Raw genomic sequence first — 17,624 nt, 5'->3', positions numbered from 1 at the left:
GCTGCGAAGTGACGGATGGCCGATAGACTCTGCGGTCATGAGTGTTGAACAGGACACGGCCAACCACAGCCAACTGCTGGCGAAGGTGCGCGGTCCGCAGGACGTCAAGCGGATGTCCGCCGAGCAGTTGGAGCTCCTCGCCGCCGAGATCCGTGACTTCCTCATCGCGAAGGTGTCCCGCACCGGCGGGCACATCGGGCCCAACCTCGGCGTGGTGGAGCTGACCCTCGCCATGCACCGGGTCTTCGACTCCCCCCGGGACCGGCTCCTGTTCGACACCGGCCACCAGGCGTACGTGCACAAGATCCTCACCGGTCGGCAGGCCGGGTTCGACAAACTGCGCCAGCGTGGCGGTCTCTCCGGCTACCCCAGCCAGGCGGAGAGCGAGCACGACCTGATCGAGAACTCGCACGCCTCGACCGCCCTGTCGTACGCCGACGGCCTGGCCAAGGCGTACGCGCTGCGCGGCGAATCGCGCTCGGTGGTCGCCGTGGTCGGCGACGGGGCGCTCACCGGCGGCATGTGCTGGGAGGCGCTCAACAACATCGCCACCGCCCGCAACCCCCTCGTCATCGTGGTCAACGACAACGGCCGCTCCTACTCGCCGACCATCGGTGGTCTCGCCGACCACCTCTCCTCGCTGCGCCTCAACCCCGGCTACGAGAAGGTCCTCGACACGGTCAAGGACGCCCTCGGTTCGACCCCGCTGGTCGGCAAGCCGATGTACGAGGTGCTGCACGCGGTCAAGAAGGGCATCAAGGACGCGGTCGCCCCGCAGGCGATGTTCGAGGACCTCGGCATCAAGTACGTCGGCCCGGTCGACGGGCACGACGTCGCCGCCGTCGAGGGCGCGCTGCGGGCGGCGAAGAACTTCGGTGGGCCGGTGATCGTGCACGCCGTCACCCGGAAGGGGTACGGCTACCGCCCGGCCGAGGAGGACGAGGCGGACTGCTTCCACGGCCCCGGCGCCTTCGACATCGCCACCGGCAAGGCGACGGCCGCCCCGTCGGTGAAGTGGACCCACGTCTTCGCCGACGAGCTGGTCGCGATCGCCGACGAGCGGCCCGACGTGGTGGGCATCACCGCCGCCATGGCCGAGCCGACCGGCATCGCCACCCTCGCCCGCAAGTACCCGGAGCGGGTGTACGACGTCGGCATCGCCGAGCAGCACGCCGTCACCTCGGCGGCCGGCCTCGCGCTCGGCGGGCTGCACCCGGTCGTGGCGGTCTACGCGACCTTCCTCAACCGGGCCTTCGACCAGGTCCTGCTGGACGTGGCGATGCACAAGCTCCCGGTGACCTTCGTCCTCGACCGCGCCGGCGTCACCGGCCCGGACGGGCCGAGCCACTACGGCATCTGGGACATGTCGGTCTTCGGCGTCGTGCCCGGCCTGCGCATCGCCGCTCCCCGGGACGCCGCCACGCTCCGCGAGGAGCTGCGCGAGGCGACGGCCGTCGACGACGGCCCCACTCTGCTCCGTTTCCCGACCGGCGCGGTCGCCGGCGACCTGCCCGCCGTGCGCCGGGTCGGCACGGTCGACGTGCTGACCGAGTCGGCGCGCACCGACGTCCTGCTGGTCGCGGTGGGCGCCTTCGGCCACCTCGGCATGGAGGTCGCCGCCCGGGTCGCCGAGCAGGGCTACGGCGTGACGGTGGTCGACCCGCGCTGGGTCCGACCGGTCCCGACCGAACTGGTCGAGCTGGCCGCCGCGCACCGGCTCGTGGTCACCGTCGAGGACGGCGTGCGGATCGGCGGCGTCGGTGACGCGCTCGCCCAGGCGATGCGGGACGCGGACGTCCGGGTGCCGCTGCGCGACCTCGGCGTGCCGGCGGACTGGCATCCGCACGGCACCCGGGCCCAGATCCTCGCCGACCTGCGGCTCACCGCGCAGGACGTGGCCCGGGACGTCACCGGTTGGATCTCGGGGCTCGACGGCGCGTCGGTCGATCAGGTGCGCGTCCCCGCCGGCGACAAGGCCGCGCAGAACTGAGTCCGACGACGGCGGGCGCCCCGGACGGGGCGCCCGCCGTCGCACGTTCCGGTGCGGACGGCCCCCCGGGCCCGCGACAGGCCGTCAGCGGCGGCCGGTGGGCCGGGACGTGCTGCGGGCTCCCTGGCACGCGAGCCGTCGGCGACGGCCGACGGGCCGGTACGCGCCACAGGGGACGGGCGCGCGGTCGGGCGACGGCTTATCGGCCGGGACGGGGCACGGGCTCCGCAGCGCGGGTCAGCGACCGCCGACCGACCGGTAGTGGGTCTTCTCCGTGCCCGCCAGGCTCACCGTCTCGGGCCGCTCCGGCTCCGACATCACCACCAGCCCCGGTCGCTCCACCAGCAGGGGCGTGCCCGGTGCCACCGACAGGGAGCTGTCCCGCGTCGAACGCCAGCTCAGCACCGTCAGCGGCTGGTCGGGCACGGGCAGCCGGTAGGCCTGCAGCGGGCCGACCCGATCGGCGGGGGAGAGCACCGGGGGGCCGCCACCGGGCGGCCGGTACACCACGGCGGTCATCGTGTCGGTGGCGCTCTGCCAGGTGAGCTGCTCCAGCTCGCCCGGCTCACCCCGGCCGAGGGTCAGCTCGCCGAGCGACCGGACCGCCACCTTCACCATCGGCCACGACTCCGGCACCGAGCCCGGCGCGTCCCGGTCGCCGATCCGGCGCGGGATACTGCCGAACGGCCCCCGCTCCCCGGCGAGCGCACAGGTGTCGAGCCCGGTCAGTGCCCGCCGACCGGAGCCGGTCGCGTCGTCGACCAGCGGGTAGCGCGGGTCGTCGAGGCCCGTGCCGAGGTCGAGCAGGCGCTGCGCCTCCCGGCCCCGGGGCAACGACTCGGTGCTCCGCAGGCTGGCCGTCACCGGCACCGCGCGGCAGGCCGGCACCTCGGCGGGCGCGCTGATGCCGTCCTTGGTCGCCAACGCCTTCCCGTCCGGCCCCAGGAGGCGTCGCACCCGGTCGGAGACCAGGTAGCGGCGCCCGGCCGCGGTCAGCACCGGCAACACGTCGGAGTAGACGAGGTAGCCGGGGTCGGTGTACTCGGCGGCCCGCGCGACGACGTAACGGTCGCCGTCGCGGGTGAGCTGCAGCAGCCACGAGGCGCTGTGGCCGGGCACGTCGGCTGCGACCAGGGCCAGCGGCGCGCCGTCGACCCGGCCGGAGAAGAGGATGCCGGAGGAGGCCAGGTGCACCCGGTCGTCGGCCGGTGACCGCCAGTCGCGTACCGCGTCGGTCACCGCGGCGGTCGCCGAAGCGTCGCCGGCGAGGTCGCCCTGCGGCGGCCAGCTCGCGAGCGTGCCGTCCAGACTGTCGTAGCCGACCCGCAGATCGCCGGGGCGACGGTCGGCGACCGGACCGCAGGCGGTCACGGCCAGCAGCACGGCCAGCAGCGCGGTGGCCGTCGTGCCGCGTCGGCGGACTGGAGCCACCTGTACGCCCCCGATCACTCGCCCTCACGTCGGAAGCGCCATAGTACGAGATGTCCGACCAACATGACGCAGCACCTCGTGCCGGACCAGCCGTGCGCACCGGACGGCACACCACAAAGGACCGACACCACGGTTTTTCCACCTTTTCGCCGCTCGGGTAGACTCCGCCGACTGTGACGTCTGTCGAGCCCCGCGCCGCATCCGCCCTGGATAACGACGCCGCCGCGGGCGTCCGACCCGATCGGAGCCTCGCCTGCGCCGGCGTGGACGGCGTCGGCGGCGGAGTGCGCGACGGCGCGACGGCGGTCGCCACCATCGATGCGCCACCCGTTACGGAGGCCGGCCGGCCGCCGGCCGAGGAGGCCGACCGCGCCACCGGTGCGACCCGCGCCGACGTCGCGGCGCCCGTGCCGGTGCCCGCCCGACGGTGGCGGTGGAGTCCCCGCCGGCAGAACCTCGCCGTGTACGCCGCCTTCCTGCTCGCCGCGCTCTGGGTGACCAGTCGGATCTGGATGGACCCGGCCGGCCGGGTCGCGTCGCTCTACAGCAGCGACCCGGCCCAGGTGCAGTTCTTCCTCGCGCACTCCGTACGGGTGGTGCTGCACGGCGAGTTCCCGTTCTACACCGAACAGTTCAACTACCCCGACGGCGTCAACCTGATGGCCAACACCGCCATCCTGGCGTTGGGCATCCCGATGGTGCCGGTGACCCTCCTCTTCGGTCCCGCGGTCTCCTTCGTGCTGCTGGTCACGCTCGGCCTCGCCGGCACCGCCGCCGCCTGGTACCACGTGCTCTCCCGGCACCTGGTGCGCAACCGGCTGGCCGCGGCGGTCGGCGGGTGGCTCTGCGGCTTCTCCCCGGCGATGCTCTCGCACGCCAACTGGCACCCGAACATCATCAGCCAGTACCTGTTGCCGTTCATCGTCTGGCGGGTGCTCGTGCTCACCCGCACCCGGCGGCCGGTCCGGGACGGACTGCTGCTCGCCCTCCTGGTCACCGCGCAGGCGTTCATCAACGAGGAGATCCTCCTCTTCACCGCGCTGACCTGCGGGATGTTCCTGATCGCGATGGTCGTGCAGGAGCCGCACCGCTGGGCGGCGGCGTGGCGGCCGCTGGCCGTGGGGCTCGGCGCGTGCGCGGCGCTGGCCGGCGCGCTGCTGGCGTACCCGCTCTACATCCAGTTCGCGGGGCCGATGGCGTACCACGGGCTCAGCGACGCGGTGCGCGACTACGGCAACGACATCGCCGCCTTCTTCGCCCCCGGCTCGCCGACGCTCGGCGGCAACGAGCGGGCGAACGTCGGCCTGGCCCCGAACTACTCGGAGGAGAACGCGTTCCTCGGGTGGAGCCTCACGCTGCTCACCGTCGGCATCGTGCTCTGGCTGCGCCGGGAGGTGATCGTCCGGGCGCTCGCCGCCACCGGCGCCGTGTTCGCTGTGCTCTCCCTCGGCGAGCGCATCTCCTGGTGGCATCGGGAGCTGCTCACCGGGCCGTGGGAGTGGCTGGTCCGGTTGCCGCTGCTCGACGCGGTGGTACCGACCCGGTTCGGCCTGATCACCTCGGTGGTGGTCGCCGTGCTGCTGGCGATCGCCGTGGAGCGGGCCTGGTCGCTGCGGCTGCCGGACCGGCGTACTGCCCGGACGCTCACCGTCGCGGGCCTGGTGCTCGCGCTGCTGCCCATCGCGCCCATGCCGCTGAGCGTGGTCTCCCGCCCGCCGGTGCCGAAGTTCATCACCGCCGACCGGTGGCGGGCCTACGTGGCACCCGACCAGACGCTGGTGCCGATCCCGGTGCCCAGCATGGGCAACACCAACGGCATGCGCTGGGCCGCCGCCACCAACCTCGACTTCAAGATTCCGGGCGGGTACTTCCTCGCGCCGCGCAACGGCAACACCGGTGACCCGGGTCGCTTCGGCGGTCGGCCCAGCGGCGTGGGGGAGCTGCTGCAGGAGGTGGCCACGACCGGCCGTACCCCGAAACTGGACGACCGGCAACGCCGCCGATCCCTGGACGAGCTGCGGCACTGGCGGGCGGCGGTCCTGGTGCTCCCCTTCGACCAGCAGAACGTGGAGCCGCTGCGGCGTACCGTCGAGCAGCTGGTCGGGCCCGGCCGCCGGGAACTCGACGTCTGGGTCTGGGACGTGCGGGCGCTGACCAGCCGCGAACCTTGATCTCCACCGGGACGACGGCGTCCACCCCGGCCAGCATGCAGGCGCGCCGGCCGCACCGTCCCCTGTGGACGGCCGATGCGCTGGTGGTGGTCGGCTACCTCGGCCTGGCCGTGCTGCTCACCGGCGGCCAGTGGGGCCGGCCCGAGCGGTTGTTCCACCAGGCAGGCGACCAGATCCTCTTCGAGTGGATGCTGGCCCACGCGGCCCGGTCGGTGGTCACCGGGCAGAACCCGCTGCACAGCACCGCCCTGAACGCGCCGGACGGGATCAACCTGATGGCGAACACCTCCGTCCTCGGCCTCGGGCTGCCGCTGACCCCGGTCACCCTGCTCTTCGGCTCGCAGGCCGCGTTCCTCACGGCGGTCGTCTGCTGCCTGGCGGGCACCGCCACCGCCTGGTACGTGCTGCTGCGCCGCCGGCTGGTCACCTCCCGTACCGCCGCGGTGGTGGGCGGGCTCTTCTGCGGCTTCGCACCGGGGATGGTCTCCCAGGCGGGCGCGCACCTGCACATCGCGGCCCAGTTCCTGGTGCCGGTGATCCTGGCGTGGCTGTTCCGGCCGGAACCCGACCGGGTGATTTGGCCCGGAGTGTGGCTCGGGCTGCTGGTCACCTGGCAGGCCTTCATCGGCGAGGAGACGCTGGCCTTCCTGGCGTTGGCCGTGGCCGTGTTCGCCGTCGGGTACGCGCTCGCCGACCCGGCGGCGGCCCGCCGTGCGGCACCGGCGCTGCTCGGCCGGGCCGGGGTCGGCGCGGTCGTGGCGGGACTGCTCCTGGCGTACCCGCTCTGGTTCCAGTTCGCCGGCCCGCAGCACTACCGGGGGATGGCGTTCGACACGTACAGCTACCAGCTCGACGCGGTCTCGTTCATCGCCGCCGCCCGGCAGACCGTGGTCGGCGGCGAGCACCCGCCCGGGCTGCTGGCGCCGAACCCCACCGAGGAGAGCTCGTTCTTCGGCGCCGGGCTGCTGGTGCTCGGCACCGTGATCGTGATCTGGCTCGGGCGGCGTCCGCTGGTGCGGGCGCTCGCCGGTTGCGGCCTGCTCTTCGCGTTGCTCTCGCTCGGCGCCGAGATCCGGGTGCACGGCACGGGCACCGGCATTCCCGGCCCGTACCGGCTGGTGGCCGGGCTGCCCCTGCTGGAGCTGGCGGTGCCGGCCCGGTTCGCGCTGATCTGCGTACCGGTGCTGGGCGTCCTGCTGGCCCTCTCGCTGGACCGGGCGCGTCCGCCTCGCACCGCACCCACCGACGCCCCGGCCGGGCCGGGCGTGCCGGTGCGGCTGCTCTGGACCGGCGCGGTGGCCGCGGCGCTGCTGCCGCTCTTCCCGACGCCGATCCGCACCGTGGCGGCCCCCGCCGTGCCGGTCTTCCTCACCGAGCAGCGGTGGCGGGGGCAGGTGCCGGCCGGCACGACAGTGGTCCCGGTGCCACCGGTCACCGGCGCGGCGGTCAGCCCGGGGATGCTCTGGTCGGCCCGGACCGGGCTCGCCTTCCGGGCCCCCGGCGGGTACTTCATCGGCCCGAGCGGGCCGGACGACCCGGCGGCGCGGTGGGGCGCCCCGGACCGGCCCACCGCGGCGCTGCTACGGCGGGCGGCGGAGACCGGTCAGACGCCCGTGGTCACCGACGCCGACCGCCGGCAGGCCGTCGAGGACCTGCGCCACTGGCGGGCCGCGATAGTGGTGCAGGGCGAGCTGCGCCACGGCGAGGCGGTGCGGCGTACGGTCGAGGCGCTGCTCGGCCCCGGGCGGTCGTTCGACGGCGCCTGGGTGTGGGACGTCCGGGACCGGCTGCGCTGACCTGCCCCGTCGTCCCCGTGCTCAGTCCACCAGCGGGCGTACGTCCCAGAGCCAGACGTCGTCGACCCGCTGCGGCGGCCCGAGCAGGCCGGTCATCAGCTCCCGCAGCACGGCCTCCTTCGGCTGCGCGCCGAGCACCACCACCGAGGCCCGCCACCAGCGCAGATCCTCGACGGCCTGCCGACGGTTCTCCTCGGTGAGCACGGGCGCCTTGCCGGCGTCCATGGTGGAGTAGATGAGCGTGCTGGTGGGGCGGTTGGGTGCGCCGAAGACGCCCTCACCCTTCTCGTTCGGCCCGATGAAGTAGCCCGCCGGGATCGGGAACTCCTGCCCGGTGAGGACGCTCCAGCGCAGCGTCGGCAGGCCGTGCACGTTGCTGGGGATCGGCACCGGGACCAGGGTCCGCCCGGCCGGTACGTACGGCCGCCAACCGCCCGCGGTGACGAAGCGCGGCGGCGGCTCCACCGGTTGGGCGGGCAGCGGGCGCGGGACGAGCGGCAGCAGGGCGAGCGTGATGGCGGCGTAGCCCACCGGGCGCAGCCAGCGCCGCGCGGTGGCCCGCGGGCCGGCCGGCCGGGCCGGCCCGGCCGCCGCCTCCGCCGTCTCGGGCTCGCCGGTGCGCTGCGCCGGGACCCGCGCGCCGACCGGACGGCGCCGCGGCGTGAGCGCGTCCCAGGCCAGCGCGATCAGCACGCCGACCGCGGCGGTCACCACCAGGGCGAGCCGGGTCGGCATCATCATCTCGACCAGCGGCAGGTCGTCGGAGATGTAGGCCCACGGACCGTTGACAGTGGTCTCCTCGCCGCCGAGCCGGATCCGTGGGCCGAGCGCCGCGACGGTGAAGAGCACCACCAACACCGCCGTGATCCGCGCCGCCAGCGACCGGCGGACCAACAGCACGAGGGCCACGACGGCGACCAGCACCAGTGGCCAACCGAACCAGGAGTTCTGCTCGGTCAACCCGATGGTCTGCTCGACGGCGGGATCGCCGGCCAGGGTGTCCCGGGGGAAGGTGACGAACGCCGCCAGGTCCTCGCCCCAGTTGTGGAACACCCCGCCCTGCAGGCCCCGGTAGGACTGCGGCCCGTTGAACTGGAACCAGATCGGGTACGCGGTGAGCAGCAGCGCCACCCCGCCGGCGACGCCGAGCGCCGCGCTGAACGTGCCGGCCACGGCCCGGGTGGCGGCCGGCCGCTGCACCGCGTACGCGGCCACGACGACCAGGCACGCCAACGCGGTGAGCAGCAGCATCTCCTCGTTGATGAAGATCTGGTACGCGACCAGCAGGCCGAGCACGAGACCGTTGCGCCGCCACCGCCCCGGCTCGCCGAGCCGCAGCACCCGCGACACGATCAGCGGGAGCAGGAAATTGGAGACGAAGTTGGGCTGACCGTTGGCGTGGTGCACGATGCCGGGCGCGAAGCCGAGGAAGGCGCCACCCGCGAAGGCCGCCGCGCGGGAACGCACCAGGTGCCGGGAGAGCATCCAGTAGCTCGTCGCGGCGGTGGCGGCGAGAGCCCCGCCGAGGTAGAGGGCGTACATCACCTGCGGGCCGAACAGCATGGTCAGCGGCGCCAACGGCAACGTCACCCCGAGCAGCGAGGTGTTCGCCATCATGTTCACCCCGAGTGGGGCGTTCTGCCGCATGGTGAAGAGCGGGTTCTCCAGGTGCCGCACCGAGTACGCGCCGTGCGCGAAGAGCCACTCGAACCAGCTGTGGTCGGTGGGCAGGTGCGAGGAGACCCGACCCTGCACGTCCCCCCAGTAGTTGAGGCAGACGAGAACCCCGAGCAACACATAGGCTCCGAGGGCCATCAGGTCGGCTCGCGCCGGTCGACGCCGGCTCGGTCGCGACTGGCCGACCTCGGCCTGGTCGTTGTCGGCTAGGGGTTTCAGCGAGGGATCTATCACCGGCACGGCCACGACGCGCCATCGTACAGGCCGCATCTGGGGTATTTGCCGGGCCGGCACGTCGGCGGTCGGTTTGTCGGACGTGCGCTGCCAGGCGGGGGAGACGGGAGAGCGGATGGGGATCATCGACCTCGGTGAGCTGCGCGAGAGCCCCGTCCTGGACGTCCGCCCGACCCGTTCCCGGCCGCCGGTGACCCGGCGTCCGCTCTGGACGGCCCTCGCCTCGCTGCTCGTGCTGACGCTGCTCGCCGCCGATCAGACCCGACCGGGCCGGATCGCCGCCGTGGTGCCCGCAGCGCCCATCGCCCGGGTGTTCCTCGTGGGCGACCTGCTCCTCGTCGCGCAACTGGTGGCAGGGAGCACGGAGGGCAACGTTGAGGTCGCCGCCTACCCGCTGCCGGAGCGGGCGGACCGTGCCGTCCAACGGCCCGAGCCGGAGTGGCGGACCCTGCTACCGGCCCTGGGTGATCTGGCACGTGTCCAGGCGGCTGCGGGCGCGTTGCTGCTGACCAGCTTGGGCGGGCGGCAGCCTGGCCCGGAGACGGTGAAGTTAGACGCCCGTACCGGCCGAGTCGGGTGGCGGCAGCCCGGTGTCGTCGAGCTCGACGCCAGCGGGCGGCTGCTGCTGCTTCAGTTCAGCGTCGCCGCCCCGACGGTGGGGGCGGTGAACCTCGCCACCGGCCGGGCGCTCTGGTCGACGCCCGCCCCGAACTACGGAGTGCGGTACCAGGTGCGCGACGGGGTGATCGACCGTCTCGTGCTGCTCTCGAACGACGGCATGGTCGAGGTGCGCGACCCGGCGAGCGGTGCGATCACGCATCGCGCAAACCTCGGTTACGACGTGTCGAACGACGAGCAGCGCGTCGAGGTCGTCGGTGACCTGCTGCTGAACATCGAGGGCCCGACATCCGCGGTGACCGCCTACGACCTGGACGGGCTGCGAAGACGGTGGCGGGTGTTCCTGCCGTTGGCGTCGTACCTGGAGAGCTGCGCAGGGCTGCTCTGCGCCCTCGGGGTGAACGGCGGGCTTCGCGCGCTCGACCCGATGACGGGCGCCGTACGGTGGAGCACGCCGGGCCCGGCGACGCTGATCGCCGAGCGGGGCGATCGGCTGCTCATCCTGCCCGACCGGAGAGCCGTCACCAGGTACGCCGTGCTGGACGCCGCCACCGGCCGGCAGCTCGTCGTGCTGAACGCCAACGAACTGCTCGCGAGCGACGACGCGGACGGGCCGCTGGTCGGCATCCGACGCCGTCCCGGCGGCCGTTCCGTCGTCGTCGGATTGGACCTGGCCGCCACGCGCGTCCGGACCGTCGACGTGATCACCGGTGCTGCCGGCGGCTGTGTAGTCGGCTCGGGCCTGACCCTGGTCTGCCAGCGCACACACGGCACGTCCTATGGCATCTGGCGGTGGTCGGAGTGAGCGAACGCGTCATCGATCTCGGTGAGCTGCGGCACGAGCGGGATCCGGAGGAGTTGCCCCGACCGCCGCGCTCCGTCGGCCGGCCGCTCCGCGTCGCGCTGGTTTTCCTGGTAGTGCTGGCCACAGTGGTCTCCGCGGCGCCGCTGCCGCGCCGCGAGATGGTCGCCCTGCCGGCGGCCCTCGGCGCCGAGGCGAGGATCGCCGACGATCTCTACCTGGTGGTCGAACCTACCGGCCTGAACGGTTCGCAGCGCCGGCTGGACGCGTACCGGCTGCCCGGGGGCGAGCTGCTCTGGCAGGTGCCGCTGCCGGTGCAGGGCCGGTACTGGGGAATGTCGATGCAGGACGGGATGCTGCTGATCGCCGGCTACGAGGCCACCGCGGGCGACCCGCCGGGCACGGTGACCATCGCACTGGACCCCGCCACCGGGAAGTTCCGGTGGCAGCAGCCGGGGTCGCCGCTGCCGGTCAGTGGCGGCGGTCTGCTGCTGGAGACGGGCGACGAGGAGCAGGGCCGGACGCTGCGCGTGGTGGACAGCTGCTGCGGCCGGGTGCGCTGGCAGGCGCAGACACCGGGCGGGCAGTTCACCTTCCGGGCCACCGAATCCGGGATCGACCGGCTGGTGCAGAGCACCGCCGACGGTCGGGTCGAGGTGCGCGACGCGAGCACCGGAGCGGTGCGGGCGGAGGCGGACCTGTGGAACCCCACCGACCGCCGCGAGACGGGCGCGCCGACCGACGGCCCTGAGTTTGGCGTGCAGGTGATCGGGGACCTGCTGCTCACCCTCGCCGGCCGGCCCGCGACGGTCACCGCGTACGACCTGGACGGATTGCGGCGGCGCTGGCGGACCGAACTGGGCGAGGCCTTCTACGCGTCGGAGTGCGGGCCGGTCCTCTGCTTCCAGGGCCGCTCCGAGGAGCTTCAGGCGATCGATCCGGCCACCGGGCGGCGACTCTGGACGGGTCGCGGCTGGATCGCCTGGTCGAGCCGCGACGGGTTGGTGGCCACCAGGGCGAACAGTGGCGGAGCGATGCAGCTCGACGTCCTCGACCCGGTCACCGGTGCGGTCCGCGGCGAGCTGGGCCGTTGGGAGATGGTCCCGCCGAGCGGGCTCGACGGCCCGGTCATCGGCATCCGGCCGCAGCCGGGTGGTGGGCTCCTCGTCGCCGAGCTGAACCTCACCACCGGCACGGCCCGACCGCTCGACGTGCTGCGCGAGGCCACCGGAGAGTGCCAGAGCATCGGCTATCAGCTGGCGTGCCGCAAGCCCACCGGCGGGTACGGGTTGTGGCAGCTCAGGCCATGACCCCCGCCGCCGGTCACCCGCGCGCCGCTCACCAGTTGGCCTGGGCGGGTGGCGGCGGCAGCGTCACCTCCGCGGGGCGGATGACGTAGGCCATTCCGCCGCTGCCGCGCTGCCAGACGGCCTCGAACCGGTCCCGCGGCACGATCCGGCGCACCGCCTCGTCGTTCTCGGCGTACGGGTCGTTGAGCACCGGATCCCCGTCCGAGGTGAAGCCGACCAGCACGATCAGGTGACCGCGGGTGTCGTACGCCAACCCCGGCACCTCGCCCGCGCGGAACGCGGCGGAGACCACCAGCGGGATACCGGCCGCGATGAACGCCTCCGCCTCGGCCAGCGACCGCAGCCGGGTGACGAAGGCGTCGACCCCGTGCAGTCCGGCGTACGCGGTGTTGAAGGCCCAGTTGCCGGCCCCGCCGTAGGCGTGGTCGTAGCAGTGTCGGGCGGCGTGCACCACCACCGGCCGGGGACCGGGCGGGTCGACCCAGGCGTACCGCTGCGCGGGCGGGGCGACGCCCCAGAAGGCGAGCACCATCGAGGTGCAGGTGGGGCTGCACCAGGAGTCGCCCCCACCACCCCACCGCGGGTACGTGCCGTGCAGCCGCTGCGCGTACCGGGGCACGTCCAGCACGACGCCCCGGGCGTCGCCGGGCCGGTCCGCATCGCGCGCACCCGAGCCCGGACCGCCGGCAGCGTTCCCGGTGGCCCCGGGTGAGGTCTCCGCCGCCGGTGCGGCCGTCCCCGCCCGGCCGGTGGCGACGGCGCCGACCGTACGCAACACCGGGCTGGATCCACCGCCGGCCGGGCGCAGCAGCGTCACCCGCAGCTGCCACCCGGTCACCGTCGCCTCGCCGATGGCCAGCGTGTCGGTCTCCACCCGGGCGGCCCCGTCGCGCTGGCCGGGCACCGAGCCGCGGCGCACCGTCCGGTCGTCGGCCGCCCAGCGGCCCAGTACGTACCAGCCGGTGGCCGGGCCGTCCCCGTGCCAGCCGCGCAGCTCCACCTCGATCCAGCAGCCGTCCGGGGTCTGCGCGGTCCACGACGGGACGACCTCGACGACGGGGAAGCCGACGGGCACCGGCGGCGCGGTCCAGCTGCCCCACTCGTACCGCCGCCCGTCGCCCGCCGGACCGGGCCGGACGCCGGCCGGCTCGGCGATCCGCAGCCCGCCCGCGTCGCCGCGCAGCCCCACGGCGACCCCGGCCGCCTCGTCGGCGGGGAGGCGGAACCCCCGGTAGGCGATGTCGCGGAGCCGGGGCGGGATTGCTCTGGTCATGGCGCGTCCGTCCGTCGCTGTGGCCGCATGCCGGAAGCATCGCGTACGCCGAGGGCGCCCGGCAACGGCGGCCCGGGCGGGCGGTGCGGGGCGACGGGTCGATCGTCGACGCCCGCCCCGCGCCACCGGGCCCTGCCGCCACCGGAGCTGCGGCGCTCGGGCCTGCCTTTTGCGCCAGGCCCTAGATTGTCGGGAGGTCAGCAGCGAGGAGAGCGGCATGCGGGTACTGGTGGTGGAGGACGAGCGCAACCTCGCCGACGCGATCGCGCGCGGGTTGCGCAAACGGGGCATGGCGGTCGACGTCGCCTACGACGGTGACACCGGGCACGAACTGGCCTTCGTCACCCGCTACGACGTGGTGGTCCTCGACCGGGACCTGCCCGGGGTGCACGGCGACCAGATCTGCGCCGAACTGGCCGCCTCCGACACGCTGACCCGGGTGCTGATGCTCACCGCCAGCGGAACGGTGGCGGACCGGGTGGAGGGCCTGCAACTCGGCGCCGACGACTACCTGCCGAAGCCGTTCGCCTTCGACGAACTGGTCGCCCGGGTACAGGCGCTGGGACGGCGGGCCACCCCGGCCGCCCCGCCGGTGCTCGCCCTGGCCGACCTGGTGCTCGACCCGGCCCGGCGCGTCGCCACCCGGGCCGGCGTGCCCGTCGACCTGACCAACAAGGAGTTCGGTGTGCTCCGCGAGCTGCTGAAGGCCCGCGGCGCGGTGGTCTCCAGCGAGGAGCTGCTGGAGCGGGTCTGGGACGCCAACACCGACCCGTTCACCACGATCGTCCGGGTCACCGTGATGACCCTGCGCAAGAAGCTCGGCGACCCGCCGCTCATCGAGACGGTGGTGGGCGCCGGCTACCGGACCGCAGAGGGGGTCGCATGACCGGGCTCGCCGCCACCGCGACGGGCAGCGCCGGCGCGGGCCGACGGCTGCGACCGCGACCGACCCTGCGGCTGCGGCTCACCCTGCTCAACGGCGTGCTGCTGGTCGGCGCGGGGGCGATCCTCGTGCTGCTCGCCTGGCTGCTGGTCCGCGACGCGCTGCGACCGACCGACCAGCCGCTGCCCGGCAGCACCGTGGTGCTCGCCGACGGCCGGACCCTGGACGCCGGTGAGTGGCAGCGCCAACTGGTCGACGTCTCCTCCGGCGAGCTGCTGGTCAAGGGTCTGGTGGCGCTGCTGGCCATCAGCGTGATCGGCGTGGCCGGCGCGTACGCCGTGGCCGGCCGTACGCTGCGCCCGCTGCACCAGGTAACCGCGACCGCCCAGCGGCTCGGCGAGGCCACCCTCGACCAGCGCATCGGCTACTCGGGCGCCGACGACGAGGTGGCCGAGCTGGCGAAGACGTTCGACGCGATGCTGGACCGGATAGCCGCCTCGTTCGAGACACAGAAACGCTTCGTGGCGAACGCCTCACACGAGCTGCGTACGCCGCTCGCGGTGATGCGTACCGAGATCGACGTCACGCTCAGCGACGACGAGGCGGACATCGCCGAGTACCGCCGGATGGCGACCGTCGTGCGGGACGCCTCGGAGCGGGCGAACGGGCTGGTCGACGCGCTGCTGGTACTGGCCCGCAGCGAGGCCCAGGCCGGCCGTCGGCTCGGCCGGCGTACCGAGTGTGACCTGGCGAGCGGGACCGCCAACGCGCTCTCGGCGATGCGCCGGGAGATGGAGCGGATCGGGCTGCGCGTGCAGACGTCGCTGGAGCCCGCCTCCGTCGCCGGTGATCCGGGCCTGCTCGACCGGCTGGCCGGCAACCTGATCGAGAACGCGGTCCGCTACAACCATCTGCACGGGCGGCTCTGGGTGCGTACCGGCACGGACGGGCAGAACTCCTGGCTCGTGGTCGGCAACACCGGGTTCGAGGTGGATCCGGCGGACGTGCCCGGGCTCTTCGAGCCGTTCCGGCGCGGCGGGCGGGAGCGTACCGGCGCGCGCGGGTCCGGGCTGGGACTGTCGATCGTCCGGGCGGTCTGCGACGCGCACGGCGGAACCGTGCAGGCGATCGCCCAGCCCGGCGGTGGCCTTGAGGTGACGGTACGGCTGCCATCGGCCGACGCCGTACCGGCGACCCCCGCGTCCGGCGACGGCCGGGGCGGGGCGGACGCCGGTAGCGGACGCTGACCGCCCGTCGGGGGTTGCCGGCCGTCGTCGGATCTGAAAAGGTCGTCGTCGACGTCAGCCCGACGGTTGAGAGGGGGTGCGTTCGATGTCCACCATCACCAGTCCCGCGCCCCGCCCCGGTCACCGCTGACTGTTCCGGCACCGCGGAGCGCGTTCATCCAGCTCGAAGGAGCGACCGTGAGCGCACGGATCCACAACATCAGCATCGACTGCCGCGACACCTACGCCCTGGCCGGGTTCTGGGCCCAGGTCTTCGACTGCCCCCGCCAGCCCGACGACTTCCCGGGCGACCCGGAGGCCATGCTGCTGCCGCCCGGCGGCCCGGAGGTGCTCTTCCTGGCCGTACCCGAGGGCAAGGTGGTGAAGAACCGCCTCCACCTCGACCTGGAGCCGGCCGACCGGACCCGGGACGAGGAGGTCGAGCGGCTGCTCGGCCTCGGCGCGACCCAGGTCGCCGACCACCGGCGGCCCGACGGCTCCGGCTGGGTGCTGCTCGCCGACCCGGAGGAGAACGAGTTCTGCGTGGTGCGCAGCGCCGCCGAACGCGTCGCCTCGGCGGCTGCGGGGGCTGAGCCCGGGCCCATTCCGGCGTGACGCCCTCCCGGTCGTCGGCGCGGGGCACCACGGGCTTCGTCCCGGCCTGATCCGGCGGGCCCGGCCTGATCCGGCGGGCCCGGCCGGTCCGGCTGGCCTGCCCTGATCCGGCTGGCCCCGGCCACCACGGTGGTCGGGGCCAGCCGGTCGGCGGGTCAGGAGCGCTGCTCGATCTCGCCGCGCATCGTGACGAACTCGGCCGTGATCTGCTCGGCGGACTTGAAATAGATCACGACCGCACCGACGCTGCCCCGGTCGGCCCAGAAACAGACGCCCAGCGGTGTGGTGTCGACCTTGCCGTCGCCGCAGCGGGCCGCACCGCCGAGGGGGCCGGGATCCACCGGCGCCGTCTCGGTGACGGTGAGCTCCGGGGAGATCTCGGCGATCGCGTCATCGAGCGTCCGCTTCGGGTCGGGTATCAGCCCGGACGCGCTCGCGATCATCGCCAGCTCCCGCTTCGCGGGGTCGCCGTAGAAGGCACCGACGGTGCCCGTGATCTGGTCCGGCGCCCGTTTGTTCATGTCGGCGACCAGCTGGTCGGCGACGCTCTGCAGCTCCTTGTCGGCGATCCGGGGTCGGCCGGCGAGCGTCTCCGGCGCGATCACCCGGGTGCGGGTCGCCTCGACGTTCCCGCCCGCGTCGTCCTTGACGACGAACCAGGTGGCGGCCCCGCCGCCGAGGCAGAACACCAGCACCGCGGCGGCGACGGTGAGGCCCTTGCGGGGGCGGGACTTCTTCGGCCCGGGCGCGGCGGGCTCCGGATCCCCGGGCGGGGGACCGGTCCGGGGCGCGACGGGTTCGCTGCGCTGCGACGGGTGCGGGCCCGCCTGCGTCTCGGCGTAACCACCCCGCTGCGGGTAGCCGCTCTGCTGGGGGTGGCCGCTCTGCTGGGGGTGGCCGCTCTGCTGGGGGTGGCCGCTCTGCTGGGGGTGGCCGCTCTGCTGGGGGTGGCCGCTCTGCTGGGGGTGGCCGCTTTGCTGGGGGTGGCCGCTCTGCTCTGGGTAGCCGGCCGATGGTGGGTGGTCGGCGGTGTGGGGGCCCGGGCGACGGCCCGGGTATCCGCCCGGCGGTCCGGAGTGGTCGCCGTGCCGCGGGGGCGGGCGGTCGCCCGGCGGCGGAGTGCCCGGGTAGGGGGCCCGCTGCGGCTGCCGCCGGTAACCGTCCGCCGGCGGGCCGGCGTAACTCTCCGGGTAGCCGCCGCCCGGTGCCGCGAACTGTTCGCCGGGCCGCGACGGCGGGTAGCCGCGCTGCGGTGTCTCCGGATGACCGCCGCGCTGCGGGCCGCCCGGGTAGCCGCCCCGTCCCGGCTGACCGCCGGCCTGCTGAGCTGGGCGGCCACTCGGGTGACCCGGCTGATCGCCGGGGCGGCCACCCTGCCGCCGAGCGGAACGCGGACCCGGCGGCGGGTAGGGATCGCGCCCCGGCGGTGGCGGGTACGGATCGGCCGGCGGATACGACATCGGGCAGCTCCAGGTGAGTGAGCCGGACGGGTGATGTTAACCACCGCCCGCGCGCCGTCGCTGCCCCGGACGGCCGACCGTCACCTGCCGCAATGGTTCCCTCACTCGATACGACAGAGCGCGGTGGCCGGCGTCCGG

General features: G+C 74.2%; 12 protein-coding genes. 8 read left to right on the top strand and 4 right to left on the bottom strand.

The window, feature by feature from the left end; translation table 11 throughout:
• The first annotated feature begins 37 nt into the window (after window positions 1–37).
• Window positions 38–1,990: a 1-deoxy-D-xylulose-5-phosphate synthase gene (gene dxs / locus D7044_RS30085; RefSeq protein ID WP_120676929.1), complete on the top strand. Its 1,953-nt coding sequence runs from the start codon at window positions 38–40 to the stop codon at window positions 1,988–1,990.
• A 237-nt stretch (window positions 1,991–2,227) separates the two neighbouring features.
• Here dxs and D7044_RS30080 read toward each other — a convergent pair whose 3' ends face one another.
• Window positions 2,228–3,421, bottom strand: a complete 1,194-nt coding sequence (locus tag D7044_RS30080; RefSeq protein ID WP_120677788.1) for a hypothetical protein — start codon at window positions 3,419–3,421, stop codon at window positions 2,228–2,230.
• Between the two features lie 407 nt (window positions 3,422–3,828).
• On the opposite strand from D7044_RS30080, the gene D7044_RS30075 reads away from it, so the two are divergent.
• Window positions 3,829–5,592, top strand: a complete 1,764-nt coding sequence (locus D7044_RS30075; protein ID WP_120690917.1) for a glycosyltransferase family protein — start codon at window positions 3,829–3,831, stop codon at window positions 5,590–5,592.
• The gene (locus tag D7044_RS30070) at window positions 5,589–7,388 is read left to right on the top strand and encodes a hypothetical protein (protein WP_233565172.1); all 1,800 of its coding nucleotides are present in this window, start codon (window positions 5,589–5,591) and stop codon (window positions 7,386–7,388) included. The genes D7044_RS30075 and D7044_RS30070 overlap by 4 nt, the downstream gene beginning before the upstream one ends.
• 21 nt (window positions 7,389–7,409) lie before the next feature.
• Here D7044_RS30070 and D7044_RS30065 read toward each other — a convergent pair whose 3' ends face one another.
• Window positions 7,410–9,335 (bottom strand): hypothetical protein, encoded by a 1,926-nt coding sequence (locus D7044_RS30065; RefSeq protein ID WP_411711012.1) that lies wholly within the window; start codon window positions 9,333–9,335, stop codon window positions 7,410–7,412.
• 79 nt (window positions 9,336–9,414) lie between these two features.
• Between D7044_RS30065 and D7044_RS30060 the strand changes: the two genes are divergently transcribed.
• Together D7044_RS30060 and D7044_RS30055 are read left to right on the top strand one after the other, a co-directional pair.
• The gene (locus D7044_RS30060) at window positions 9,415–10,722 is read left to right on the top strand and encodes an outer membrane protein assembly factor BamB family protein (protein ID WP_120690902.1); all 1,308 of its coding nucleotides are present in this window, start codon (window positions 9,415–9,417) and stop codon (window positions 10,720–10,722) included.
• The gene (locus tag D7044_RS30055; RefSeq protein ID WP_147434744.1) at window positions 10,719–12,029 is read left to right on the top strand and encodes an outer membrane protein assembly factor BamB family protein; all 1,311 of its coding nucleotides are present in this window, start codon (window positions 10,719–10,721) and stop codon (window positions 12,027–12,029) included. Before D7044_RS30060 ends, D7044_RS30055 begins: the two co-directional genes overlap by 4 nt.
• 28 nt (window positions 12,030–12,057) lie before the next feature.
• Here the strand turns inward: D7044_RS30055 and D7044_RS30050 are convergent, their stop codons facing one another.
• Window positions 12,058–13,302 (bottom strand): peptidase C39 family protein, encoded by a 1,245-nt coding sequence (locus D7044_RS30050; protein ID WP_120690900.1) that lies wholly within the window; start codon window positions 13,300–13,302, stop codon window positions 12,058–12,060.
• Window positions 13,303–13,519: 217 nt separating this feature from the next.
• Here D7044_RS30050 and D7044_RS30045 point away from each other — a divergent pair, with 217 nt between their 5' ends.
• From D7044_RS30045 to D7044_RS30035, 3 genes are all read left to right on the top strand, one after another.
• Window positions 13,520–14,188: a response regulator transcription factor gene (locus D7044_RS30045; protein ID WP_120676917.1), complete on the top strand. Its 669-nt coding sequence runs from the start codon at window positions 13,520–13,522 to the stop codon at window positions 14,186–14,188.
• Complete coding sequence (locus D7044_RS30040) at window positions 14,185–15,432, top strand: sensor histidine kinase (RefSeq protein WP_120676915.1); 1,248 nt, start codon at window positions 14,185–14,187, stop codon at window positions 15,430–15,432. Before D7044_RS30045 ends, D7044_RS30040 begins: the two co-directional genes overlap by 4 nt.
• Before the next feature lie 177 nt (window positions 15,433–15,609).
• On the top strand, window positions 15,610–16,026 hold the full coding sequence (locus D7044_RS30035) for a VOC family protein (protein ID WP_120690899.1): 417 nt from the start codon (window positions 15,610–15,612) through the stop codon (window positions 16,024–16,026).
• A gap of 155 nt (window positions 16,027–16,181) precedes the next feature.
• Here the strand turns inward: D7044_RS30035 and D7044_RS33340 are convergent, their stop codons facing one another.
• On the bottom strand, window positions 16,182–17,486 hold the full coding sequence (locus D7044_RS33340; RefSeq protein ID WP_158610042.1) for a hypothetical protein: 1,305 nt from the start codon (window positions 17,484–17,486) through the stop codon (window positions 16,182–16,184).
• Window positions 17,487–17,624 lie beyond the last annotated feature (138 nt).

The sequence above is a fragment of the Micromonospora musae genome (genome assembly GCF_003626635.1).
Lineage (GTDB): Bacteria > Actinomycetota > Actinomycetes > Mycobacteriales > Micromonosporaceae > Micromonospora > Micromonospora musae.
Note: the sequence above shows the minus strand (reverse complement) of the source record. Positions and strands in the feature narration are given on the sequence as shown.

What these genes read in the sequence shown, in the direction of transcription:
- D7044_RS33340 (WP_158610042.1), bottom strand. Translation starts at nt 17,486, where the DNA reads ATGTCGTATCCGCCGGCCGATCCGTACCCGCCACCGCCGGGGCGCGAT.
- D7044_RS30050 (WP_120690900.1), bottom strand. Translation starts at nt 13,302, where the DNA reads ATGACCAGAGCAATCCCGCCCCGGCTCCGCGACATCGCCTACCGGGGG.
- dxs (WP_120676929.1), top strand. Translation starts at nt 38, where the DNA reads ATGAGTGTTGAACAGGACACGGCCAACCACAGCCAACTGCTGGCGAAG.
- D7044_RS30040 (WP_120676915.1), top strand. Translation starts at nt 14,185, where the DNA reads ATGACCGGGCTCGCCGCCACCGCGACGGGCAGCGCCGGCGCGGGCCGA.
- D7044_RS30060 (WP_120690902.1), top strand. Translation starts at nt 9,415, where the DNA reads ATGGGGATCATCGACCTCGGTGAGCTGCGCGAGAGCCCCGTCCTGGAC.
- D7044_RS30045 (WP_120676917.1), top strand. Translation starts at nt 13,520, where the DNA reads ATGCGGGTACTGGTGGTGGAGGACGAGCGCAACCTCGCCGACGCGATC.
- D7044_RS30065 (WP_411711012.1), bottom strand. Translation starts at nt 9,335, where the DNA reads ATGCGGCCTGTACGATGGCGCGTCGTGGCCGTGCCGGTGATAGATCCC.